This is a genomic window from Streptacidiphilus sp. PB12-B1b (assembly GCF_014084125.1).
Classification (GTDB): domain Bacteria; phylum Actinomycetota; class Actinomycetes; order Streptomycetales; family Streptomycetaceae; genus Streptacidiphilus.
Genome location: NZ_CP048405.1, coordinates 5,719,717 through 5,742,018, shown reverse-complemented (window position 1 = coordinate 5,742,018; position 22,302 = coordinate 5,719,717). Strand labels below are relative to the sequence as shown.

General features: G+C 67.1%; 12 protein-coding genes and 2 pseudogenes. 11 read left to right on the top strand and 3 right to left on the bottom strand.

Annotation, left to right across the window (positions count from 1 at the left end; all coding sequences use genetic code 11):
- Positions 1–26: 26 nt before the first annotated feature.
- Positions 27–806 (bottom strand): hypothetical protein, encoded by a 780-nt coding sequence (locus tag GXW83_RS24795; protein WP_034090766.1) that lies wholly within the window; start codon positions 804–806, stop codon positions 27–29.
- Between GXW83_RS24795 and GXW83_RS24790 the strand changes: the two genes are divergently transcribed.
- The 4 genes and pseudogenes from GXW83_RS24790 to GXW83_RS35440 all read left to right on the top strand — a co-directional run.
- Complete coding sequence (locus tag GXW83_RS24790) at positions 795–1,751, top strand: hypothetical protein (protein ID WP_152646345.1); 957 nt, start codon at positions 795–797, stop codon at positions 1,749–1,751. The genes GXW83_RS24795 and GXW83_RS24790 overlap by 12 nt on opposite strands.
- Positions 1,752–2,525: 774 nt before the next feature.
- Positions 2,526–5,306 carry a beta-galactosidase gene (locus GXW83_RS24785; protein ID WP_052069911.1) on the top strand — a complete coding sequence of 927 codons (2,781 nt, stop codon included), beginning with the start codon at positions 2,526–2,528 and terminating at the stop codon, positions 5,304–5,306.
- 258 nt (positions 5,307–5,564) lie between these two features.
- On the top strand, positions 5,565–7,934 hold the full coding sequence (locus tag GXW83_RS24780) for a discoidin domain-containing protein (protein ID WP_160312336.1): 2,370 nt from the start codon (positions 5,565–5,567) through the stop codon (positions 7,932–7,934).
- Positions 7,935–8,223: 289 nt separating this feature from the next.
- Positions 8,224–8,357: pseudogene (locus GXW83_RS35440) on the top strand (rhamnose isomerase); the annotation flags it as partial.
- 31 nt (positions 8,358–8,388) lie between these two features.
- Here GXW83_RS35440 and GXW83_RS24775 read toward each other — a convergent pair.
- On the bottom strand, positions 8,389–9,276 hold the full coding sequence (locus tag GXW83_RS24775) for an AraC family transcriptional regulator (RefSeq protein ID WP_034090769.1): 888 nt from the start codon (positions 9,274–9,276) through the stop codon (positions 8,389–8,391).
- A gap of 162 nt (positions 9,277–9,438) precedes the next feature.
- On the opposite strand from GXW83_RS24775, the gene GXW83_RS24770 reads away from it, so the two are divergent.
- The 7 genes and pseudogenes from GXW83_RS24770 (at position 9,439) to GXW83_RS24740 (ending at position 20,182) form a co-directional block, all read left to right on the top strand.
- Entirely contained in the window at positions 9,439–11,739 is a 2,301-nt protein-coding gene (locus GXW83_RS24770; RefSeq protein ID WP_081982798.1) for an alpha-L-rhamnosidase, read from the top strand.
- A gap of 133 nt (positions 11,740–11,872) precedes the next feature.
- On the top strand, positions 11,873–13,111 hold the full coding sequence (locus tag GXW83_RS24765; RefSeq protein WP_225447231.1) for an ABC transporter substrate-binding protein: 1,239 nt from the start codon (positions 11,873–11,875) through the stop codon (positions 13,109–13,111).
- Between the two features lie 104 nt (positions 13,112–13,215).
- Positions 13,216–14,142, top strand: a complete 927-nt coding sequence (locus GXW83_RS24760; protein WP_081982801.1) for a carbohydrate ABC transporter permease — start codon at positions 13,216–13,218, stop codon at positions 14,140–14,142.
- The gene (locus GXW83_RS24755; protein WP_034090771.1) at positions 14,139–14,960 is read left to right on the top strand and encodes a carbohydrate ABC transporter permease; all 822 of its coding nucleotides are present in this window, start codon (positions 14,139–14,141) and stop codon (positions 14,958–14,960) included. The genes GXW83_RS24760 and GXW83_RS24755 overlap by 4 nt, the downstream gene beginning before the upstream one ends.
- Positions 14,961–14,978: 18 nt before the next feature.
- Positions 14,979–16,919 (top strand): annotated as a pseudogene (locus tag GXW83_RS24750) (discoidin domain-containing protein); the annotation flags it as partial.
- A 79-nt stretch (positions 16,920–16,998) separates the two neighbouring features.
- Positions 16,999–17,406: a carbohydrate binding domain-containing protein gene (locus tag GXW83_RS24745; protein ID WP_370466763.1), complete on the top strand. Its 408-nt coding sequence runs from the start codon at positions 16,999–17,001 to the stop codon at positions 17,404–17,406.
- Positions 17,407–17,998: 592 nt separating this feature from the next.
- Complete coding sequence (locus GXW83_RS24740; RefSeq protein WP_052069915.1) at positions 17,999–20,182, top strand: autotransporter-associated beta strand repeat-containing protein; 2,184 nt, start codon at positions 17,999–18,001, stop codon at positions 20,180–20,182.
- Between the two features lie 233 nt (positions 20,183–20,415).
- On the opposite strand, the gene GXW83_RS24735 is transcribed toward GXW83_RS24740, so the two are convergent.
- Positions 20,416–22,227: a cellulose binding domain-containing protein gene (locus tag GXW83_RS24735; protein WP_182445275.1), complete on the bottom strand. Its 1,812-nt coding sequence runs from the start codon at positions 22,225–22,227 to the stop codon at positions 20,416–20,418.
- Positions 22,228–22,302: the final 75 nt, after the last annotated feature.

Genomic DNA, 22,302 nt, shown 5'->3' with positions numbered 1-22,302 from the left:
AGGTCCGACTCCGGGTGTAGCTCCTCTCAAGGTACGACCTCCTGGGCCTGAACACCACCACCTTCACCCCCGAAACCGCGGCGACCACGCCGTTCGCGCTGCGTACCGTCGCAGCCTCCGGCACCACGCCCGCAGGTCACCCCTATGTCTCCGCCGCTGACCTGGACCGGTACGCCGCTGCCGCCTCCGAACGGGCCGGAATCACCGCAGCGACCGTCACCGGGCACCGCGACTGGCCGCAGCTCGCCGCCGTCCTGGTCGCTGCCCACCAGGCCGGCCACGACACCGACCTGCTGCTCGACACTGCCCACGCCCGCACCACCCGCAGCGACAACCTCCTGCACGACCTCGCCACCCAGACCAGCGAACTCGCCGTCCAGCGCGGCATCCCTGCATCCGAGCACCGCGTCCCGGCCGCCCTGCGCCACCAGGCCGCCGCCCACCACGCCCTGGCCGACCACCTCGCCGAACAAGTCCGCGCCGAAGCCGCCTGGCCCGCCCTCACGGCGGCACTGCGCCGTGCCGAGACCGTCGGCCACCGGCCCGACCAACTGCTGCGCCAGGCCGTCGAAGCCCGCCCGATCGACGGCGCGGACAGCGTCAGCCTGCTCCTTGCCTGGCGCCTCAACCGCTACCTCGCCACCGCCCCCACCCCCGGCACCGATCAGCGGACGACCGACCGCCAGGCCGAGCAGTGGCGCACCCTGGCCTGGACCCTCAAGGCCGCCGAGATCAGCGGCAGCGACCTCACCGACGCCTTCGTCAGCTCCAGCGGCACGGGCCAGCTGGACCGGGTGCTCCAGCACGCTCGCGCCCTCCAGGAGGCCAGCGCTGCTGTGCGCCAGGACCTGCCCGGCTGGGTGGCCGCGCCGCAGCACAATGCCGCTATGGACCCGGCCCACCGCACCTACCTGGACGACCGTGCCCAGCTGATCGCCGACCGGATGACCGCCCTGGCCGAGCGCGTCACCACCACCCGCCCTGACTGGAGCCAGAGCCTGGGCGACGCCCCCGCCGACCCGGCCGTCCGCGCCACCTGGACCCGGCATCTGGCCACCATCGCCGCCTACCGCGACCAGTATCAGGTCACCGACAACGACCCCGCCCAGCCCGCCGGTCCCTACGTCGAACAAGGCCGCGCCGGACACACCGCCTACTGGGCAGCCGCTGCCTCCGCCCTCGCCGCCCGCCAACTCACCAGCACCAGCACCGCGCCCACCAGCACAACGCCGACCCCGGACGACACCGCCCGAGGCCAGCTCGCGGCGGACGTCTTCCAGGCCCTCACACCCCAGCAGCAGCAGACCATCATCAACGACATCGCCACCCGCACCGGCGCCACCTGGCTCCAGCACACCCCGGTCACCGACAACGCCGCCCTGCGCTTCGTCACCGTCGTGGACCCGCTGACCACCGTAATGACCGAACGCGGCCACCTCACCCCCGAAAGCCGCATTCCGACCACCACAGCGACCGCGGCCCCGGAAACCACCGAAGCCTCCGCGGCGGGGGCGGAGCCGAGCCTTGCTGAGCGGCGCCGCGCGGGCCGCGCCGCCGAGCGCGCTGCTCACCGTGAACAGGTCCAGGCCCGCAACGGCCGAACTGCCCGGAACTCGACCCCGGTCCGCCGCGCCGACCAGCCGCAGCAGACGGTCTCGCGCCCCGACCGCCGACCCGAGCAGCTGCAGCAGCCCCAGGTCCAGCAGCCTCCGCGCCAGCGTCCGGACCAGCAAGGACCGCGCATCCGGTAGTGCGGAAGCACCGTCGCTGCTGCGACCGTCTGTGCTAGAACAACAGCCACATCCGGGTCGAGTACCTGGATGCACACCGGGGTTCCGGCGTATTCCGGGCCGGTGGCCACCGTCGCTGGGCGGCCAACGGCGAGGGGGCACAGCTGGACAGTCGGCGGCTTGAGCGGCCCCCCGACGCCGGCTGTGTCCCGCGCCTGAAGACGCTTGGGATAGTCAGGCATGTGTGATGGTGCGACTACTCCGACCACTCGGTGTCATCGACGTTTACGACGACTACCCCGGCAATGAATCGCCGGTATTCCCATAGACCGCCCGGGCCGCCCGGGTGCGCGGGCCGGAGCGCTGCCGTCCAGGTCCCCGCCGCGGCCGCTTCGGCGCCCGGTAGCTCGGCATCGCATTGGTCCGGCCAGGTATGTAGGTGTGCTTCGTGCTAACGAGAGGTGAGCCAAAGGCTAAGTGACCTGCAGACACTGGTCGTACATTCGCCCGTACCACCCGTACGAAACCTCAGCGACACACGCCTGAAGTGCCTAGCCGCGCTTGGCGCTCATCGTCCTGTAGCCGCTCCCTGGCGGCTCAGGCATGCCGTTGTGTCTGAAAGGGACCAGAATCATGGCACTTGGGCTATCACGCAGATCCTTCCTGGCGGCGTCCGCGGCAGCGGTCGTCGCCCGAGCGGTGGCAGTGCCGCTCCCCGCCCGGGCAGCAACGGGCACCGTGGTGACAGTCGACGCGAGTGCGCCGGTCGCGGCTCCGGCGACGGGTTCCCTGCAAATGGGAACCAGCGCTGCGGTCACCTCGCCGTCCGGCCAGACGCTGACCGTCAACAGCCAGTACCTGTCATTGAACGGCACGCCCTGGCTGCCGGTCTCAGGCGAGTTCCACTACTCGCGGGTGCCGTCCTCGCAGTGGGAGACCGAGCTGCGGAAGATGAAGGCGGCCGGAGTTCAGATCATCACCAGCTATGTCATCTGGATCCACCACGAGGAAGTCCAGGGCCAGTACCTGTTCACGGGCGACTGCGACGTCCAGCAGTTCGTCACCCTGTGCGGGCAGCTGGGCCTGCGCGTCCTGCTTCGCATCGGACCGTGGGTGCACGCCGAGGTCCGCAACGGAGGCCTCCCCGACTGGGTGCTCACGCAGAGCACACCGCGCAGCAACAACACCGCCTACCTGGGATTCGTCACCTCGTTCTGGACGCAACTGGCCAACCGCGTCAGCAGCCTGGTCTGGAAGGCCGGAGGACCGGTCATCGGGGTGCAGCTGGAGAACGAGTACAGCGGCAGTGCCTCCCACATCGCGACCCTGAAGTCGATGGCCGGCTCGCTGGGACTGGACGTACCCCTCTACACGGTCACTGCCTGGAACGGTGCCAACTACCCCGCGCTCCAGGTGCTGCCGATGTTCGGCGGCTACCAGGACGCTCCGTGGGACACCATCGTGACAGCCTCCGCGCCGAACGAGACCTACTCCTTCCGGTTCTTCAGCCGCGAGAACGGCCAGGACGGCTATCCCGACAAGGCAGACGGCGGGGCCGTCCCGAATCCCCAGTCCCAGTTGAGCTCCTCCTACCCGTTCCTGACCGCGGAGTACGGGTGCGGCACGGCAGCGATGTACCGCCGCCGCATCGCGCTGAACCTGCCCGATGACATCGCTGCGACCATCCCGGTGCAGCTCGGGTCCGGTGTGAACCTCTACGGCCACTACATGTTCCACGGCGGACGCAATCCGCTGGGCAGCACCGAGACGTTGCAGGAGTCGACGGCGAGCAACGGCTTCAACGACCTGCCGATCATCAACTACGACTACCAGTCCGCGCTGGGCCAGTTCGGCGAACAGCGGCCCACCCTGGGCCGGATCAAGCTCTACCACTACTTCCTCAACGCCTTCGGCTCCGACCTGGCCCCCATGAGCTACCGGCAGCCGTCCGCGATCGCAGGCGGCTCCGCCGACTTGAGCAGTCTGCGCTGGTCGGCACGGTCCGACGGCAGCAGCGGCTTCGTCTTCGTGAACAACTATGTACGCCAGTACGCCATGGCCAGCCATCCCGGGATTCAGTTCCAGGTGCAGTTCGCCGACGAGACGGTCACGTTTCCGAGCAGCGGGGTGACCATCGACGACGGGGCGTACTTCATCTGGCCGGTCAACTTCGCCCTCGCCGACGCCCGCCTGTCCTACGCCAGCGCCCAGCCCGTCACCTCGCTGACCGCGTTCGGCCGCCAGGTGTACGTGTTCGTCGCCCAGAACGGGATCACCCCCGAGTTCGCGTTCACGGGCAGCACCGTGAGCCGTGTCCAGGCGAGTACCGGCCAGGTGGGCACCGACAGCGCAGGGCGTACCGTGGTCACGGGCCTGACCCCGGGAACCGACATCGCCATGCAGGTCACCACCGCGTCCGGTACCAAGGTTGACGTGCTCGTACTGACCCAGGCACAGGCCGACCAGCTGTGGCGCCTGACCGTCAACGGCACCGACGTGCTCCTGCTGACGTCCCACCAGTTCAACGCCACGGCATCCGGGTTCACCTTCACCTCCCCGGGCATGCCGCAGTTCGAGTTCGGCACCTACCCCGACCTCACCGTCACCGCCCCAGGCGCCAGCACGTTCGCACCGGCGGGCACCGATGGCGTCTTCACCCGATACACCGGCACGGTCGCGGCCCAGCAGATCATAGTGTCCTCCACCCAGACCCGCACGCCGGGGCTCGCCCCGGCCGTGCTGAAGGGGGGTCAGGCCAAGGGCGCCTTGGAACCGACCGAGGCCGTGATCAGCGCCACGCAGGGCGAGTGGAGCCTGGCGGTGCCCTGGTCCCAGGTGACCGGTGCCACGGACGCCTACCTGACCGTCACCTACGCGGGCGACCTGGCCCGGATCTACTCCGGAGACCTCCTGCTCGACGACCACTTCTACAATGGGCAGCCCTGGTCCGTCAGCCTTAGTCAACTGGCCCAGCAGGCGGACCTGACCGCGCCACTGACCTTGGCCATCATGCCGCTGCGCTCGGACGCGCCCATCTACCTGCAGTCAGGCGCGGCCCCCGCGTACGACAGCAACGGGCAGGCATGCGCCTTGAACGGCCTGGCGGCGGCGCCTCTGTACGAGCTGGACGTGACGGCCGCGGTGCCGACGTTCCCAGTCAACGGCGTGTACGAGCTGATCTGCGGCGCCGGCGGCGAGGTCCTGGACAACGGCAGCTCCACGGCCAAAGGCGCCCCCGTCATGCAGTGGGCCGCGAACGGCGGCAAACAGCAGCACTGGACGCTCACCAACATCGAGGCCGGCTACTACTCCCTGGTCTGCGCGTACAGCGGCATGGCCCTGGACAACAACAACTCGACGACCAGCGGTAGCGCGGTGGTGCAGCACACCAACAACGGACTGCCCGCGCAGCACTGGACCATCGTCGACCTCGGCAACGGCTCCAGTCAGCTGATCAGCCGCGTCAGCGGTATGGCCCTGGACAACGGCGGCACCTCCGGGAACGGGGCCGCGATAGTGCAGAAGCTACCCGCAGCCGTGGCGGCGCAGCAGTGGAAACTCGTGAAGGTCGGCTGACTTTCCCGCCGAACACAGGAAGCTCCGGAGATTACAGCCCGCTGAACTTCCCGACCCTCATCAGATCGCGTTCTTCTTTTGTGCTAGCCAAGGAGCGTTCAGGGCTAATCCTCTCCTGTATCGCCGCAGTAGTTTCTGCCGCTGAAAGCGCAGCAGCAACGGCACCGCAGCACGGGTCCGCCTGTTCATCATCTTGCCCACCGCAAACATCCCGGAAAGGTATGTCAAAGCATGACTCGGAGAAGCATCGCCTCCCTGGTGAGCCGACTGCTCGCCCTCGTAATAGCCGCGTCCGGATTGGTCGTCGGCACGTCCGTCGCAGCCCACGCCGATTCAACGACCTACACGATTGCCACCCAGGCCGACTTCACCGCGGCCAGCGCGCGTACCTATCAGCCGGGCGACCAGATCCTGCTCGAACGAGGAGTCTCGTTCAGCGGCAGCCTCGTCCTCCAGGGATCCGGCACCACAGCCGCACCCATCACGATCGACGCGACCGGCACCGGGGCCGCGCCGGCCATCACCGCTGTCGGCGCTACCTCGGCGATCCAGCTCATCGGCGTCTCGAACTACGTCGTACAGAATCTTGACATCAGTGCCCCGTCCGGCGCGGGGATCGAAGTCCAATTGGCCGCGAGTCCGACTTCCGGTGTGTCCGGGATAACGATCCGCCACAACGTGTTCCACAACATCCAGAACACCGTGGACAACACTCGCCAGCTCTCGCCTGAATACAATGCGGTGGAGAACAAGGCGGCCGTCATGATCGGCACCTGGCACAACATATACGCCGACATGACGAACTACGCCATCTCCGACGTGACCGTGGACAGCAACGAGTTCTACGGCGTGCACAACGGGGTCTACGTCGGCGGCAATGAATCCCAAGCCTACGGAAGCTACTCCGACAAGCCACGCAACAGCAATATCACGACCGAGAACAACTACTTCCACGACATCATCGGTGAAGGCACCGTCTATCTGGGCACGGTCAACAGCCTCATCACTGACAACTCGTACATCAATGTCTCGCACGACCCAGGGACGCACGTCGCGCCGGTGTGGATGGTGGGCAGCTCGTACATCACCATCCAGCGCAACAAGATCGTCGATGCGGTCCCGAGCGACGGCATGGCCGTGGACTTCGACTGGCGAACGGACAACTCGGTCTACCAGTACAACTACTCCGAGCGAAACGGCGAGTTCGCCTATCCCTGCAGCGTGTACGACAACTACAACAACGTCATCCGCTACAACATCTCCTATGACGATGTCACCCCCAGTGAAAACTGCTACGACTCCAACGGAGGTGAGATCAACCTCCAGGTCTACAACAACACACTGGTGAACTTCGCCGGATGGAACCTGCACGCCGTCAACGCGACCTTCACGAACAACATCATCGATTACGCCAGCACCAGCGACACCATTGCGGTCACCGGAAGCGCGACGTTCAGTCACAACCTGTACGTCAACCACACGGGCACCGAGACAGGCGCGGTGAACGTCACTGACCCGCTGTTCGTTCACCCCGGAGTCGACCCGCAGGGTTTCAAGCTGCAGAGCACCTCGCCGGCCATCGGCGCCGGAGCCGTGGTAGCCGATAACGGCTCGGTCGACTACTTCGGTGACGCGGTGCCCTCCACCTCGGCTCCGGACATCGGCGCGTCCCAGTACTCCGCGGCCGACGCGCCCGCGAGCTCGGAGTGGAACCTGGCCGAAGGTGCGACCATCACCGCGTCGAGCGCGGTCACCGGCAGCAGTTGGACCACCGATGCCCTGAACAACGGCCAGACGCACAGCTACGCCCCCTACGGGCCCAACCACCTCGGCTACGCGTCCTCCAGCAGCCTGACGACCAACCACACCGAGTGGGTCACCGTCGACTTCGGCTCCCAGCGCACCTTCAACAAGGTGGTGCTCTACCCACGCACCGACAACGGGACCACCGGCACCGACTTCCCCAGCGCCTTCCAGATCCAGGTCTGGAACGGGGCGAGCTGGGTCACCCGGGTCAGCAAGACCGGCTACCTCCTGGACGATCTGGGTGGCCAGGAGTTCACCTGGGGCCGCGACGACTACACGAACAAGATCCGGATCAACGCCACCACCCTGACCAACGGCGCCGGCGACTACCGGCTGGAACTCGCCGGCCTCCAGGTCTTCGACGACAGCAACCTCGCCGCGGGCACCTCGGGAGCGACCGTCCAAACCTCCAGCTCCGCCTACGGCAGCGGCTGGCTCCCGGCCGACCTCGTGGACGGATTCACCGCTTCGGTCGGCGGAGAACTGGGCTGGTCCTCGGCGACCGGTATCACCACTCAGCACAGCGAGTGGGCGGAAATCGACCTCCCCGGCATCCAGACGTTCAGCCAGGTGATCATCTATCCCCGAAACGACGCGGGAGAGGTCGGCGCGGGCTTCCCGACCAGCTTCGAGATCCAGGTGTGGGACGGGACTTACTGGGAAACGCGCGTGACCGAGACGGATTATCCGACACCAACCACTGCGCAGACCTTCACTTGGGGACACAGCGACACCACCGACAAGATCCGCATCGTCGGCACCGCGCTTTCACAGGTGGGCACCGACTATGTCATGCAGCTCGCTGAGGTCCAAGTCTCCTAAACGAATCGCCGCGACCGCCGGTATTTCCGGCGGTCGCGGGTCGTGGATCCATCCGCTCTACGCCACGCGAGAACTGGAGCAGCAAGCTCTCGAAGCGGTCCAACCACGTGTTCAGGGACGCTCGAACCGCCGGGCTCAGGTGCCAGCGCGACACCGATCACGCTCGACTCCTACGCGACCACTGCCAACCACGACCGTCCGATCGTCAACGGTGGCTCCGGCGTCGGCGCCTTCGTGCTGTCGAACCAGCAGGACTGGACGGTGCAGAACCTGGAGTCGCCGTCGGCGATCGGGTACGCGTTTCAAGGTGCTCGCCCATCAGGCCGTGGTGCGAGATCCCTTCGAAAAGCTGGACGACACCGCGCAGGTGCACGCGGCGACGGTATCGCGCCGAGGCTGTCGCTGCGCACTCCGCAGGACAAAGAGGCCGCAGTCCCTGGGGGCCTGCTACGCCTCAGTCCCGGATGCCGCGGAGCCGGTAGGTGCTGGGGCTGAGGCCGTAGTGTGCTTTGAAGCGCCGGGCGAAGTAGTTCTGGTCGGCGCAGCCGACAGCCTCGCTGACCTGCGCCACCGACTGGTCGGTGCGTCCCAGCAGGACGGCGGCTGTCTCCATGCGGTAGTGCGCCAGGTAGGCCATGGGCGGCAGTCCTGTGGCGGACTTGAAGACCCGTCCGAGATAGTTCGGGGCGAGGTGCAACTGCTCCGCGAGCTCGGCCAGCGACCAGTCGTGCGCGATTCGCGATTCGAACAGCCGGATGGCCCGCACCACGGCCGGATGGGTGGGCTCCTGCGCAGTGGACAGGCTGTCGCCGTCCTGGCCGACGCCGCGCGCCAGGTGCCCTAGAACGAGGGCCAGCCGGCCGACGATGTCGGCGCGGTGCGAGCCGGACGGCACGGCTCGCAGGTCCTCCAGGGCGTCCAGATGCACCACGCAGCTCGCGAGGTCGGTGTGGTCCAGGCGCAACTGCAGCACGCCGCCCTGTCCGGGGGCGTAGGGGCCGTCCCAGAGCAACTGGCTGAGCAGGGAGTCCTCACGTGTCCAGGCCAGCTCCCGGTGGAGCAGCTCGACGCCGAAGCAGCAGTTCACCACCTGGAGGTCGGAGCACTCCTCAAGGGCGTGCCATGCGCCTGGGCGCAGGACCATGATGTCGCCGATGGCCAGCTCATGACGGCCGAGCTGTGACAGGTGGACGCCCTCGCCGCCGATCACGAACATGACCTCGATGAAGCTATGGGTGTGCACCGGGTGAAGCCGGGCGTGCACATGGTGGCCCGCGCCGGCCAGCACGTCGTCGGTGAAATAGATCAGCCCGTTCTCAAGTGCCACGGGCAGTTCAGTCATGCGGGAGACGGTAGCCCGCAGGGCGGCCGTTGCAAAGAGTGCGGGCGAACCTATGGCCCGTTGCACCTCAGAGCCTCGTTCCGGATCGCAGGGTGTATTTCGTGCTAGCGGTGGTTGGACACGGGCTAACCCCTGCTGCTGTCCGACGCGCATCATCGCTGCGTGCCAGAGAATGAAACACCACGGAAACGAACAGCGGCCAGTACGCGAAACTGGGCCGCCCACTGGATCGGTAACCCAGCCTGGGAGCAGGCGGTTGCGGCCGGAGGGCCGGGCGCAGCCGCACTGCCGGTATTCGCTGCGGACTTCGGGCTCGACTTCCCGCTGCGCAGCGCGAAGCTGAGGTTGACCGCGCTGGGCGTGTACGACGCCACCGTGAACGGGCTGCCGGTCGGCGCAGCTGTCCTGGAGCCGCCGCACACCGACTACCGGACCCGGCTCGTGTACGCGACGTACGACATCACCGGTCTGCTCCACCAAGGGGAGAACACGCTGTCCGTCGAAGTCGGCCCGGGTATGGCGCATGTGCCGCCAACGCCTGGCCGGTACCAGAAACTGGTGCGCTCCGACGGGCCGCCGCGGCTGCTCGCGGAACTGGAGATCAGCCACACGGACGGCACCGCGAGCACGATCGCGACCGGCGCGTCCTGGCGCACGGCGCTCGGGCGCACCACGTTCTCCGGCTGGTACGGCGGCGAGGACCACGACGCAGGCCGCAGCCTGGAGGACTGGCTGCCAGTGGCGGACCTGGGCTCGGCCGACGACGGCCCCGTACTCACTCCGCGCCGCTCGCCGACGGTAGAACCGGTGGACACCTTGGCTGTTCAGGCGGTCACCGAGCCGCGGCCCGGCACGTACGTTTTCGACTTCGGCGTGAACTTCGCGGGCTGGCAACAGCTTTCCGTGTCGGGACCGGCGGGGGCCGTCGTCACCATGCGACCCGGTGAACTGCTCGCGGCTGACGGGACGGTCGTCCAGGACCTGAATGGCACCGGCGGCCCGATCTGGGACACCTACACGCTCGCCGGAGGCGGCCTGGAGACCTGGCATCCGCGCTTCCGCTACCACGGTCTGCGATACCTGCAGGTGGAGGGGCTTCCTGGTAAGCCGACCCACGACACGGTCACCGGCATCGTGCTGCGCACGGCGAATGAGAAGACCGGCTCGTTCAGCTGCTCCAGCGCTCTGCTCACCGGCCTGCACACGATCATCGACCGCGCGATCCAGTCCAACATGTACTCGGTACCGACCGACTGTCCGCACCGGGAGAAGCTCGGGTGGCTGGAGCAGGCCCACCTGGTGTTCGGCCCGCTCGCGTTCGGCTACGACGTGGCCGACTACCTCCGCGACTTCGTCCAGGTCATCGCCGAGGCACAGACCCCGGACGGCCTGGTGCCGAGCATCGTGCCGGAGTACACCGCCTTCGAGGGCGGATTCCGGGACGACCCGAACTGGGGAAGCGCCCTCGTCCTGGTCCCGTGGGCCCTCTACCAGGAGTACGGGGACACAGAGACGGCGCGGGAGCACTACCCGGCGATGGTGCGCTACCTCGACTACCTGGCCGGGACGGCCCAGGGGAACCTGCTCGACCACGGCCTGGGGGACTGGGCCGCGGTCGACGAGAGCACCCCGACCGGAATCACTGCGAGCTTCGGCTACCACCGCGCCGCCGCGGCGATGGCCAGGATCGCCGCCCTGATCGACCGCCCCGACGACGCCACGCACTGGGCCGAACTCACCGACAAGATCGCTGCCGCCTTCAACGCCGCTTACTTCCGGCAGGAGGAGGGCACCTACGGCACCGGAAGCCAGGCCTGCGACGCCCTCGCCCTGGACCTCGGCGTGGTCCCCGAACTCGACCGCCAGCGGGTTCTCGACCATCTGGTCGCCGATATCCGGACGCACGGGAACCACCTGACGGTCGGTGAGATCCCGCTGCCCTCAGTACTGCGAGTCCTCTCGGCCGCCGGGCGCCATGACGTGATCTGGGATGTCGTCACCGGGTCCGACTACCCCGGCTACGGCCATCTGGTCGGCTCGGGAGCCGCCTCACTGCCGGAGTACTGGGACGGTCCCGAAGGGCACGGATCGCAGAACCACTTCATGCTCGGGGCGGTCGACGACTGGCTCACCGGCTGCCTGGCCGGCCTCGGCCAGAGCGCCCAGTCTGTGGCCTACGGCAACCTGGTGATACGCCCGGTCCTGGCCGGCGACCTGGCCGAGGTCACCGCGCAGACCCGCACCGCTCGCGGCATCGTACGCAGCCACTGGCGCTCCACCGATGGCGCCTTCAATATGGACGTCACCATTCCGCCGGGGCCCGACGCAACGGTCTTCGTTCCGTTGCGCCCCGCGCATGCCCAAGTCGTGGCACCCGCAGGAGCCCAGCTGGTCGGGACCGCCGACGGCTATGCCGGCTACCGGGTGGGACCGGGCGACTGGACCTTCCACAGCTTCTGCTGAGCACCTTCTGCTCTGCTTCCTCACGAACCCACACAGAAATGAAGAGATCATGAGATTCACGAAGAGAACCGCGGCATCCGTCGCCGTGTCTGTCCTGGCCGCAGGCGCACTCGCCGCATGCGGCAGCCCGACAGTGCCCTCCAGCTCCGGGTCGAGCGCCTCCGCGCTGCCCGCCCACTCGGCGAGCATGGACCTCAAGGGCGTTACCCTGACCGTCTGGGAGTCCAACTCGGTCACGGCCGGCTACAAGGCGCTGTTCACCGCCTTCGAGAAGGCCACCGGTGCGAAAATCGACCAGGTGGTCTTCCCCGACCCGTTCGAGTCGAACCTGCTCACCAAGTGGGCCACCGGGACCCGACCCGACCTGATGGTCTTTCAGTCCGCGACGGACTACCTCCAGCAGCTGAACCCGGCCAAGAACCTGATCGACCTGACCGGCCAGCCGTACGTCGCCAAGGAACTCTTCCACCAGAACAAGTACGCCTCGGTGAGCGGCGGCAAGGACTACGGCCTGAGCCTGGAGACCCCGAGCGTCTTCGGTCTGTGGTTCAACAAGCAGATCGTCGCCAAGGACGGGCTGAGCGCGCCGACCGACTTCAACCAGCTGGTCTCGGCGTGCCAGACCATCAAGAAGGACAACCCCGGGGTCAGCCCGCTCTACGACGCCGGCGGCGACCAGTGGACCACCCAGGTCCTGCCCTTCATGCTGTGGACCGACGCGATGAAGGCGGGCCTGCAGAACGAGCTGAACACCAATAAGGCGAAGTGGACGAACCAGGCGATCGTCCAGTCCCTGGCCGACTACCAGACGCTGATCAAGGACGGCTGCTTCAACAGCAACCTGAAGACCGGCACCTACGCACAGCAGGAGTCCGAATTCGAGTCCGGCAAGGTCGCGATGATCCCCCAGGGCTCCTGGGTCAGCCCGGACCTGGTCAAGGCCATGGGCGTGACCAAGATGAACCAGGAGATCGGCTGGCAGGCGATGTCCACCAGCACCGCGACCGCCGCCTACTCGACCACCTTCTCCCTCCAGGTCCCCAAGACCGCGGACACCAAGGGGGAGTCGGCCGCCCTGTCGTTCCTGGACTTCGCCTCCGGACCCGCGTACCAGACGTTCGTCGACACCAACGACCAGGCACCCGCGCTGTCCGGCTTCAAGACGCCCGCCAATGTGCCCGACGCGCTGCTGGCGAACTACACGGCGCTCGCTGGATCGGGCTACCCACAGCTGTTCGTCGCCTCCTACGGTCCTTTCACCACCTACATGAGCGAGATGATCGACGGCTCGGCCACCCCGGAGCGGGTCGCGAACGATCTGCAACAGCAGTGGGAGCAGAGCGCCACAGCGCTCAGCCTGCCCGGGTTCTAGCCGGGGCCGGTGCCGGGGCGGGCCCGCACGCCCGCCCCGCGCCCAAGAACCTTCCCCGCCGACGTCGGGGCCGTGTTCCATGGCCGCGCGAAAGGAGGACATCGATGTCCGTACACACCACCCCGAGACCGACTGCGGTCTCCCGGTCCCGATCGACGACCAGTCCGCCGCGGTCTCACGCCTGGCGGCAGCGTCTGGGCACCAGCGGCTTCCTGCTGCCGGCCCTGGCCGTCATCACCGTCTTCTACATCGTGCCCAACCTGCTCGATTTCGCCCTGGCCTTCACCAACTGGTCGACCTACAGCGATGCGATCAGGTTCACCGGCCTGACTAACTTCCGCGAACTGCTGCAGCAGGGGGCGCTGACCAATGACCTGCGCGTGACCGTGGAGTACGCGGCAGTGGTCATGGTGGCCCAGAACCTCGCCGGGCTGGCGCTCGCCCTGGCTCTGGAGAAGACCTCCAGGGCCAACGGCTTCTTCCGCTCGGTCTTCTTCCTGCCCGTGCTGATCTCGCCACTGGCGGCCGGGTACGTGTTCAAGGCGATCCTGGCCGACAACGGTCCGCTCAACAGCCTGCTCGGCATCCACTTCTCCTGGCTGGGCAGCCCCACCTGGACGATCATCGTGGTCGCGCTGGTGAACGCCTGGAAGTTCATGGGAATCAACATGCTGGTCTACATCGCCGGCCTGAACGCGATCCCCGGAGAACTGATAGAGGCGGCGTATGTGGAAGGCGCCACCTGGGGCCAGATGGTCCGGCGGGTCAAGCTCCCGCTCCTCGCCCCGGCCGTGACCTTCAACGTCGTCGCCACCTTGATCGGGGCCTTCAACACCTTCGACATCGTCTTCGCCATGACGCAGGGCGGTCCCGGCATCTCCACACAGGTCCTGAACGCCTTCATCCAGCAGGAGTACGCGCAGGGCTTCTACGGCCTCTCGATCGCGATGGGCCTGCTGCTGCTGGTGCTGGTCTGCGTGGTGGCCTTCCCGGCCCTGATCGTGCTGCGGCGCCGCGAGGAGAACCTGTGATCGCCAGAACAGTCAAATACACGCTGGTGTCCGCTGCCGCGGCCGTGCTCATCGGCCTGCCGATGTGGATGATCCTGGTCAACGCGGCCAAGCCCTTCGAGGAGGCGCAGAATCCCGGCTTCGGCCTGCCGCACCATTGGGCCCTGATCGCGAACTTCCGCACCGTGCTCACCCAGGGCGCGGCCGGCACCGGCCTGCTCAACAGCATCGCGGTCACCGGCTCCGCCGTGGCGCTGGTGCTGGTCGTCGGCTCCATGGCGGCATGGATCTTCGCCCGCAGCGAATCCCGGACCGTGCGCGCGCTGTTCTACGTCAGCATCGTCGGCATCCTGATCCCCGCGCCCGTGATCACCTCGGTGTACCTCGACGCGCAGCTGGGCATCCAGGGGTCGCGGATGTCGCTGGTCGGACTGTACTCCGGCGTCTACCTGTCGCTGGCCGTCTTCCTGATCACCGGATTCGTGCGCACCATCCCGCGCGAGCTCGAAGAGGCCGCCGAGATCGACGGGGCGTCCCGGTTGCGGATCTTCTGGCAGATCATCTTCCCGCTGCTGAGACCGGTGCTGTTCGCCGCCGGGGTCGTGCTGTGGGTGTACGTGTGGAACGACTTCTTCTACGCGTTCTTCCTGCTCAACGGTGCCTCCAAGCAGACCCTGCCACTCGGCCTGTTCTCGGTCGTCAGCTCCAACTCCCACTCGACGAACTGGAACTACGTGTTCGCCGACGTCGTCGTGGTGAGCCTGCCGCTGGTCCTGGTCTTCGTGATCGGACAGCGCCGCATCCTCGCCGGCGTCATGGCCGGCGGAGTCAAAGGTTAGTCAGACCCATCAAGGGAGATGGTTCCGTTGGAAATGCCCCTGCGAGTCCCACCCGGCTCGCGCTCCCCCCGCGTACTCGCGGCTGTCCTGGCCCTCATAGCCGCGATGGCGGTCGCACTCACCCCAGCCCCCGCCCGGGCGGCCGGGAGCACGGCCTCGTTCAGCGCCGACTACGCCACCACCACAGGCACCACCATCAGCTCCTCCCTGCTGCTCAACGGCTCCGAGGGCGGCTACCTGACCATGCAGAACCTGCACTGGTTCCCGCAGGAGACCGGCCAGCTCTCCAGCATCGGCCTGCAGTCCGTCCGCGTCGACCACATCTTCGACGACACGTTCTACCACCTGGTCAACAAGGACTCGTCAGGCAACATCACCTACGACTTCACCGACCTCGACAAGCAGATCCTGCCGATGGTGAAGAGCGGCATCACCCCGTTCATGTCGCTGTCCTTCATGCCCGCGGCCCTCGGCTCGGACAACAGCGGGCCGCCGACCTCGGACACAGCCTGGGGCGCGGCGGTATCGGCCCTGGTATCGCACTATGCCGCTCTCGGCTACACCGGCTGGGACTGGGAGATCTGGAACGAGCCGGACAACTCGTTCAGCGGCACACAGGCCCAGTACGATGCCATGTACGCGGCCGCGGCCTCGGCGGTCAAGGCGGCTGACCCGACGGCGGAGGTGGGCGGCCCTGCGGTATACAACCTGTCCGACTCCTGGACCACTGCCTTCCTGTCCTACCTGCAGGCGAACCCCTCGGTCCCGCTCGACTTCTTCTCCTACCACAGCTACTTCGCCACCAATTTCTCCAGCGCGGCCACGGCCCAGGCCGATCTGACCGGTATCGGCCGCAGCGGCATCCCCGTCTACGTCACCGAGTGGAACGACCCCACGTCGATGACGGCGGGCGCAGGCTCGGGCAGTGACACCAACTCCAGCGACGGCGGAGCGTCGTACGCCGCTGCCCGGCTCTACACCGCGCTCGGTTCCGACGCGAGCAAGGTCTTCTGGTTCTCGCCGGTCGACGGGTACACCCCCGCCGACACCTTCAACGGCGACCTGGGCATGGTCACCGAGAACGGCCATCGCAAGGCAGTCGGCAACGTGTTCTGGATGTACTCCCAACTCGCGCCGAGCGAGCTGTCGTCCACGGTTTCCGGGACCAACGCCGGGGAGACGGACGTCTACGGCGTGGCATCCAAGAACACGAGTAGCGATGAGACCACGGTGCTGCTGTGGAACAACACCGCCACCGACACCTCCACCTCGGTCTCGCTGACAGATCTGCCGTACACCAGCAGCAACTTCAGCGTCACCCAGACCCTGGTGGACTCGACCGACGGGAACTACTACAACGACTACACGGATGGGGCGAACGCCGACACGCCGTCACCCAACGAGAACGCGCCGGTAGTCTCCGACACGGTTCAGTCGGCCGCCTCGTCGTACTCGGGCACCATCGACCTGCCGGCCAACTCGGTCTCGGAGCTGATCCTCAAGCCGACCACCTCCTCAACGGGTGTGGTGACCACCACCGCCGCACCGCTGTACGACGATCTGGCCTACGGCGCACCCGTGACGTACAGCTCGACCTACACCGGCACGGGGTGGGCGGCGGCCAACCTGACCGACGGGCAGGACCACTCCTTCGAGTCGGCCAACAACGGCTCCCCGGTCGAGGGTTGGACCTCGGCGGCCCATTCGACGACTGCCGCCACCGAGTGGGCGCAGGTGGACCTGGGATCGGCGAAGACCATCGATACCGTGGTGCTGTGGCCACGGGATGCGCAGGACTCGAACGGTGGCGGCTTCCCGACGGCGTTCACGATCGCCGGCTCCACGGATGACAGCACTTGGACGACGCTGTACTCGGCATCCGACTACAACGGTGGCGCCACTGTCGACGGCCCGCAGTCCTTTGCGGTGTCCCCGGCCTCCTACCGGTACATCAAGGTGACCGCGACGACACTGGGTGGCGCCATCGAGGAGAGCGGCTCGACCGTCTACCGGTTCCAACTCCAGCAGCTCGCGGCCTATGACATGGGACTGCCGAACGCCGGCTTCGAGAGCGGCAGCACCAGCCCGTGGACGGTCGAGGGCAACCTCGGTCGAGTCCAGCGTGGTCCACAGCGGCACCGACGCTGTGACGGTCACCGGCGCCGGCAACGGCGTGCAGTACACGGCAACCGGGCTCTCGCCCGACACCACGTACACCTTCGGCGGCTATCTGAGGTCGGGCGCGACCGGTGACCCGGTCTACCTGGGCGTCAAGGGCTATGGCGGCACCGAGACCGCGGTGCCGGTCAGCTCCACCCAGTGGACTCCCGTGTGGATCACCTTCACGACCGGTGCGAGCAGTACCAGCGCGACGGTCTACATGTACAAGAACAGCGGCACGGCCCAGGCGTGGGGCGACGACTTCACGCTGCAACCCGGCAGCTGAACCGCCGTGGGCCTTCCCGACCCGGTCGGGAAGGCCCATCGTCAGTGGGCGAGGAGGATGCGCTTGCTCGGACCCTGCTCGCCCGCTGACCCGTATGCCGAGAACTAACGCTGACCCTCCGTCAACCCTGCACCGAGAGTGAGGCCGCGCGTCCAGCTCACTCCGGTGCGACGCGCGCTACGGCCCCCGATTCATCTGTTCACTCACCGGTATCAAGCTCAGCGCTCGAATTTCCCGAACGCACTTCATTCGCCACTGTGAGCGGTGAGGAAGGCCCCACACATGGAGAAGCGGTTCCTTGGCCGTACCGGGCCTCCAGGACCGCGTGACCACTGTCCGGTACCGATTGTGCTGAAGCAGTCTCGGGGGCACATCGCTTTGCGGCCATGAAACATCCTGCTGCTTGAATGTGTTTCCTCGTCTTCGAGCGCCCGCAGATGGCCGCAGGCGCCGAGCTGTCACCGACCAATCGGGGCGACCGTCGGCGGCAGGTGGCAACGGCAGGCGTGTTGAATCACCAGGAAAGGGCGCAATCGTGTTCTGTGGGAAGGTACTGGGCCGATTGGCTGCGGTCGTGATGTTTGCGGGAGCCTTGGTCCTGCCGACTGCTTCGGCGCAGGCGGACGGTGCCGGCGACATCACCAGCCAGGTGCTGGCCGGGCAGAACATCGCGCTGACCGGTGACTCGATCGTCAACCTGCCGTCAGGGACGACGACGTACAACGGAGTGTTCTCGGGCCAGGGCACGGTGACGGTCGCCGGATCGGGCACGCTGGTGCTGACCGGGAACAGCGACTTCACGCTGCCCGCCGGGCGCCGGCACCAGAGCGTGTCCACGAGCGGCGGCAACTGGCCCTACCCGATCGTCGCCGATCCGGACGCGCCAACGGTGATCGTCGAGCGCGGCGCGACGCTCCAGTACGGCAACGGTGGTGCCACCGGGATCATCGGGCACTACCCCTATTCCTGGCCGAACATCAACCTCACCCTCAACCAGGACAACATTCGGGTCGACGGCACCCTGGTGCTCGACCTCAACGGCCCCGGCCTCAACCTGGGCACGATCTCGGGCTCAGGACTGATCTGGCAGCCGCGCACCGCATGGGACACGCTGGATCTGGCGGGCACCCAGCCGTTCAGCGGGGTCATCGGCCTCGGCACCGGAACGGACTTCGGCGACGCCTCGTACCGGGTGGCGCTGCCCAATGCCCGCGCCATTCTCAACGACGGCTCCGCCATCTTCTATGCCCGCAACTACACGCTCACCATCCCGCAGGACATCTACGAGCAGAACTACGGCACTGACGTCGACTACCACACCTGGCAGGCCGGAAAGATCGTGATGACCGGCGTCTACAGCTATTCCGACAGCGGGCCGAACTCCGCTCCGACGCTCAGCGACCCCGGCCTGAACACCCGCCAGGTCCCGCACACGATCAACTTCCGGGGCATCAATATCGAGGGCGCCAACGTCCAGTGGGGCGACGGGACCACGGGTCGGTTCTTCCTGCCCGCGGTCCCGGCCGACTCGTACATCAACATCCACAACAACGGTTCCCTGGCGTTCGACTACGACGGCCCGGTCACGCTCGACACTCCAATATCAGGGGGTGTGTACCACGCCTCGCTGAGCACGCCCGCCTACGCCGACGTCACGCTGAATCCGACACGGGGAAACGCGGTCACCTTCGCCACGCCGCAGAACTACCACGGCACCACCACGATCGGCTCCGGAGCGAGACTGCTGTTGGGCACGGGATCCGTAGGCGGGGACAGTACTCTGCTGACCGGGGCCTCGTCGGACGCGGTCGTGGACGATGGCGGGTTGGTCGCCCGCAACACGGCGGCGGCGCTGGCACTGTCGAACATCACCGGCTCCGGATCGCTCGAACAGGCGGGCACCGCGACCACGACCCTGACCGGTAGGACGAGCTACACGGGGGCGACGACGGTCACCTCCGGCACGCTGGCGCTCGGCGCGGGATCCGCCGGGATCGACTCCAGCAGCGGCCTGACACTGACCGGCGGCACCTTCGACATAGCCGCCGCAGACCAAGCCATCAGGGCCCTTACCGGCAGCGCCGGAACCGTCGCCCTCGGCACGCATACGCTCACCGTCGGGACGGCCGCCTCCACCACCTACCACGGGACTTTCACCGGCGCCGGCGCACTGGTCAAGTCCGGGAACGGCACACTGACCCTCACCGGAATAGGCACGACGGGCGGCCCGTGGCGGATCTCCCGGGGCACCCTGGCCCTGGACGGCGGTGCGATGACCACCGGGGGATTGACCGAGGCAGCGGGCAGCACTCTGATGCTCACACTGCGCGCCGGCGCTGCTGCGCTCACGGTGAACGGCCCGCTGAACCTGGCGGGGAGCCTCGCGGTCAAGACCGCCGGGCAGGTGACCGCCGGTCGGCAGCTCACACTCATCCACCAGACCGGTTCCAGTGCGAGCACCCGTGGCACGTTCTCCGGACTCGCCCAGGGGGCGAAGGTGACCGTCGGCGGAGCTGTCTTCCAGATCAGCTACAAGGGAGGCACCGGCCACGACGTCGTGCTGACCACCGTCACCGGCACGTCGTCCACGAAGGCGGCACCGCACGGCGACGACCCGACATCTACGGTTGCTGCTGCGGCGCGATCAAGCAAGGGTTCGGGCATCTGGCCGCCCCTGCTGGCAATCGCCGCAGCCATCGCAGCGCTGCTCGCCGGATTCTGGTACCTCCGCGCTCGCCGGCGCCCCGCCGCAGTGGGCAGCCACCGTCGCAGGTGATCGCATCCGTAGCGCGCACTCAACACTCGGACCCAGGTCATGGCCTCCGTGCCCAGGGAGCTACCCCGGCTCTCGGCCCGCGCCGCCCACAGAGCCGGATGTCCGGACCTTGCGCTACCGGCGACATCGAACTCGACCGCGTCGAGAGCCTCCAGGGCCCCGGTACCCTCGACGCGGTCATCTCGTCAGCTGCGCAGACGTCCGCGCCTGCCTCAACTGCGAGCATGGTCGGCTCAGCCGCAGTGGACGCCGTTGAGGGTGTACCAGGTGGGCGCGGTGTCAGTGCCCGTGTATGAGGCGGTGTATCCGATGGTCACGGATGTGCCTGCGGTAATGGTGCCGTCATAGCTCACGGGGTGGGCGATGACCGCTTTGCCGCTCTGGTGGTACGTGGCGCTCCAGCCGTAGGTGATCTTCTCGTTGCCGGGAACCGCGAAGGCGAGCTTCCAGGCGCTGACGGCAGCGCTGCCCGTGTTCCTGATCGTCACGTTCTCCGTGTAGCCGTTGCCCCAGTCGTACGTCTTGGTCGTGGTGACTTTGCAGGAGGCGGTGGAAGGGGACGGGGACGCCGAGGCGCTGGGGGAGCCGGAAGCAGGGGTGGAGCCGGACAACTTGAGGACGGTGATGGAGTATGCGGGGAGTGTCAGGGCGCGGGTGTTGGTGCCGGTCACGCTGGTCAGCTTTTTCGTGCTCGGGCTGAACTGCTCGGCCGAGGTGACACCGGAGGGCGAGAATCCGTTGTAGGCCAGGCTTACGGGTTCGCTGGTCGTGGCGCTGTGGTTGACCAGCATCACGTTCAGGCCGCCGTCCGTGCGCCTGGTGGCGTACGCGGTCACGGCGCTGTTCGAGCTTGTGGTCGCGATCATGTCGGCGCCGGCCGGTGCGAAGTCGCCGACTGCTTGGATGCCGTAGTACATCGGGAAGGCCGTGTCCTTCGCCGGTTCGCAGGTCGATCCCGTGCAGTTGCCGCTGGAGAGTATGGCCGAGTCGCCGTAGTCGGTCGTGCCGTCGGCGTCGGTGCTGATCGTCCCGGCGCCGTTGTGCAGGTCCCACCAGTCGATGTTGGCGACGCCGTTCTGAAGGAACGTCATGTAGGTGTCCGCAGCGTAGAGGGCGGCGGGGACCGAGTCGACCTCGTATCCCGAGTTCGTCTCGGTGACCATGATCTTGATGTTCGCGGCGTTGCTGCCCGCGTACTCGTCGATCTCCGATCGTGTCTTCTTGATGATCGTCGCGATGTTCTGGTACTGCGCGAGCATCCCGGCCTCGGTCGTCGAATCGGGGTAGTCGTGCAGGATCACGAAGTCAAGCTTGCTGCCGTCGGTCTTCAGGACCGTCTCGTTCCAGTCGGCCGTGTCGCCGTAGGAGCCGGCCACGAGCCCGTCCGGCCAGTCGCCGTCCGTGGTCAGCACCGCGCCGACCTTGATCGAGGAGTCCGCCGCCTTCATCCGGGTGATGTAGTCCTCGATGTTGTCCGCGTAGGCCGTCGCACCCTTGGACTTGGTGTTGTACTCCCAGCTGGAGCCGTAGGTGCCGTCGCCGTACACCTCGTTGCCCAGCTCCCAGTACTTCACGCCGTAGTTCTTGGTGACGTCCGCGTACTTGACCCAGGCGGCAGCCTCCGCGGCGGTGCCGGAGCCGTAGTTCACGGTGATGACCGGACTCGCGCCGACCTTGTCGGCGATGCCCATGAAGTCGTCGAAGTCGTTGCTCGGATTCGCGTAGCCCTGGCCGGAGACCACGGAGTTCGTCTGCCAGTTGTAGGCATCCGAGGTGGAACCGCCGGGGTAGCGCAGCGCGTCGACTCCCGCGCTCTTGAGTGCCGAGGTGGTCGCGCTGTCGTTCAGTTGGCCGTCGAAGACCCCCGTGTTGATGCCGTTCGCGGTGCTCGGGACCGTGCCGAGGCTGCTGGCCGCGTTTACTTCGACCGCGATGGTACTGCTCGCCTTCGCGCCCTGGGCGAGGAGAAATCCGCCGACGGTCAATGCCAGAACAGCGGGTGCGGTGGTGGCCACGAGGAAGCGGCGCCGGGATCTGCGGTGCATGAGTGCTGAGCCATCCGTCCGACAGTGAGTCAGTTGGGCTGCGTAGTGCGACGGAAGGGGAAAGGGGGAGTCGTC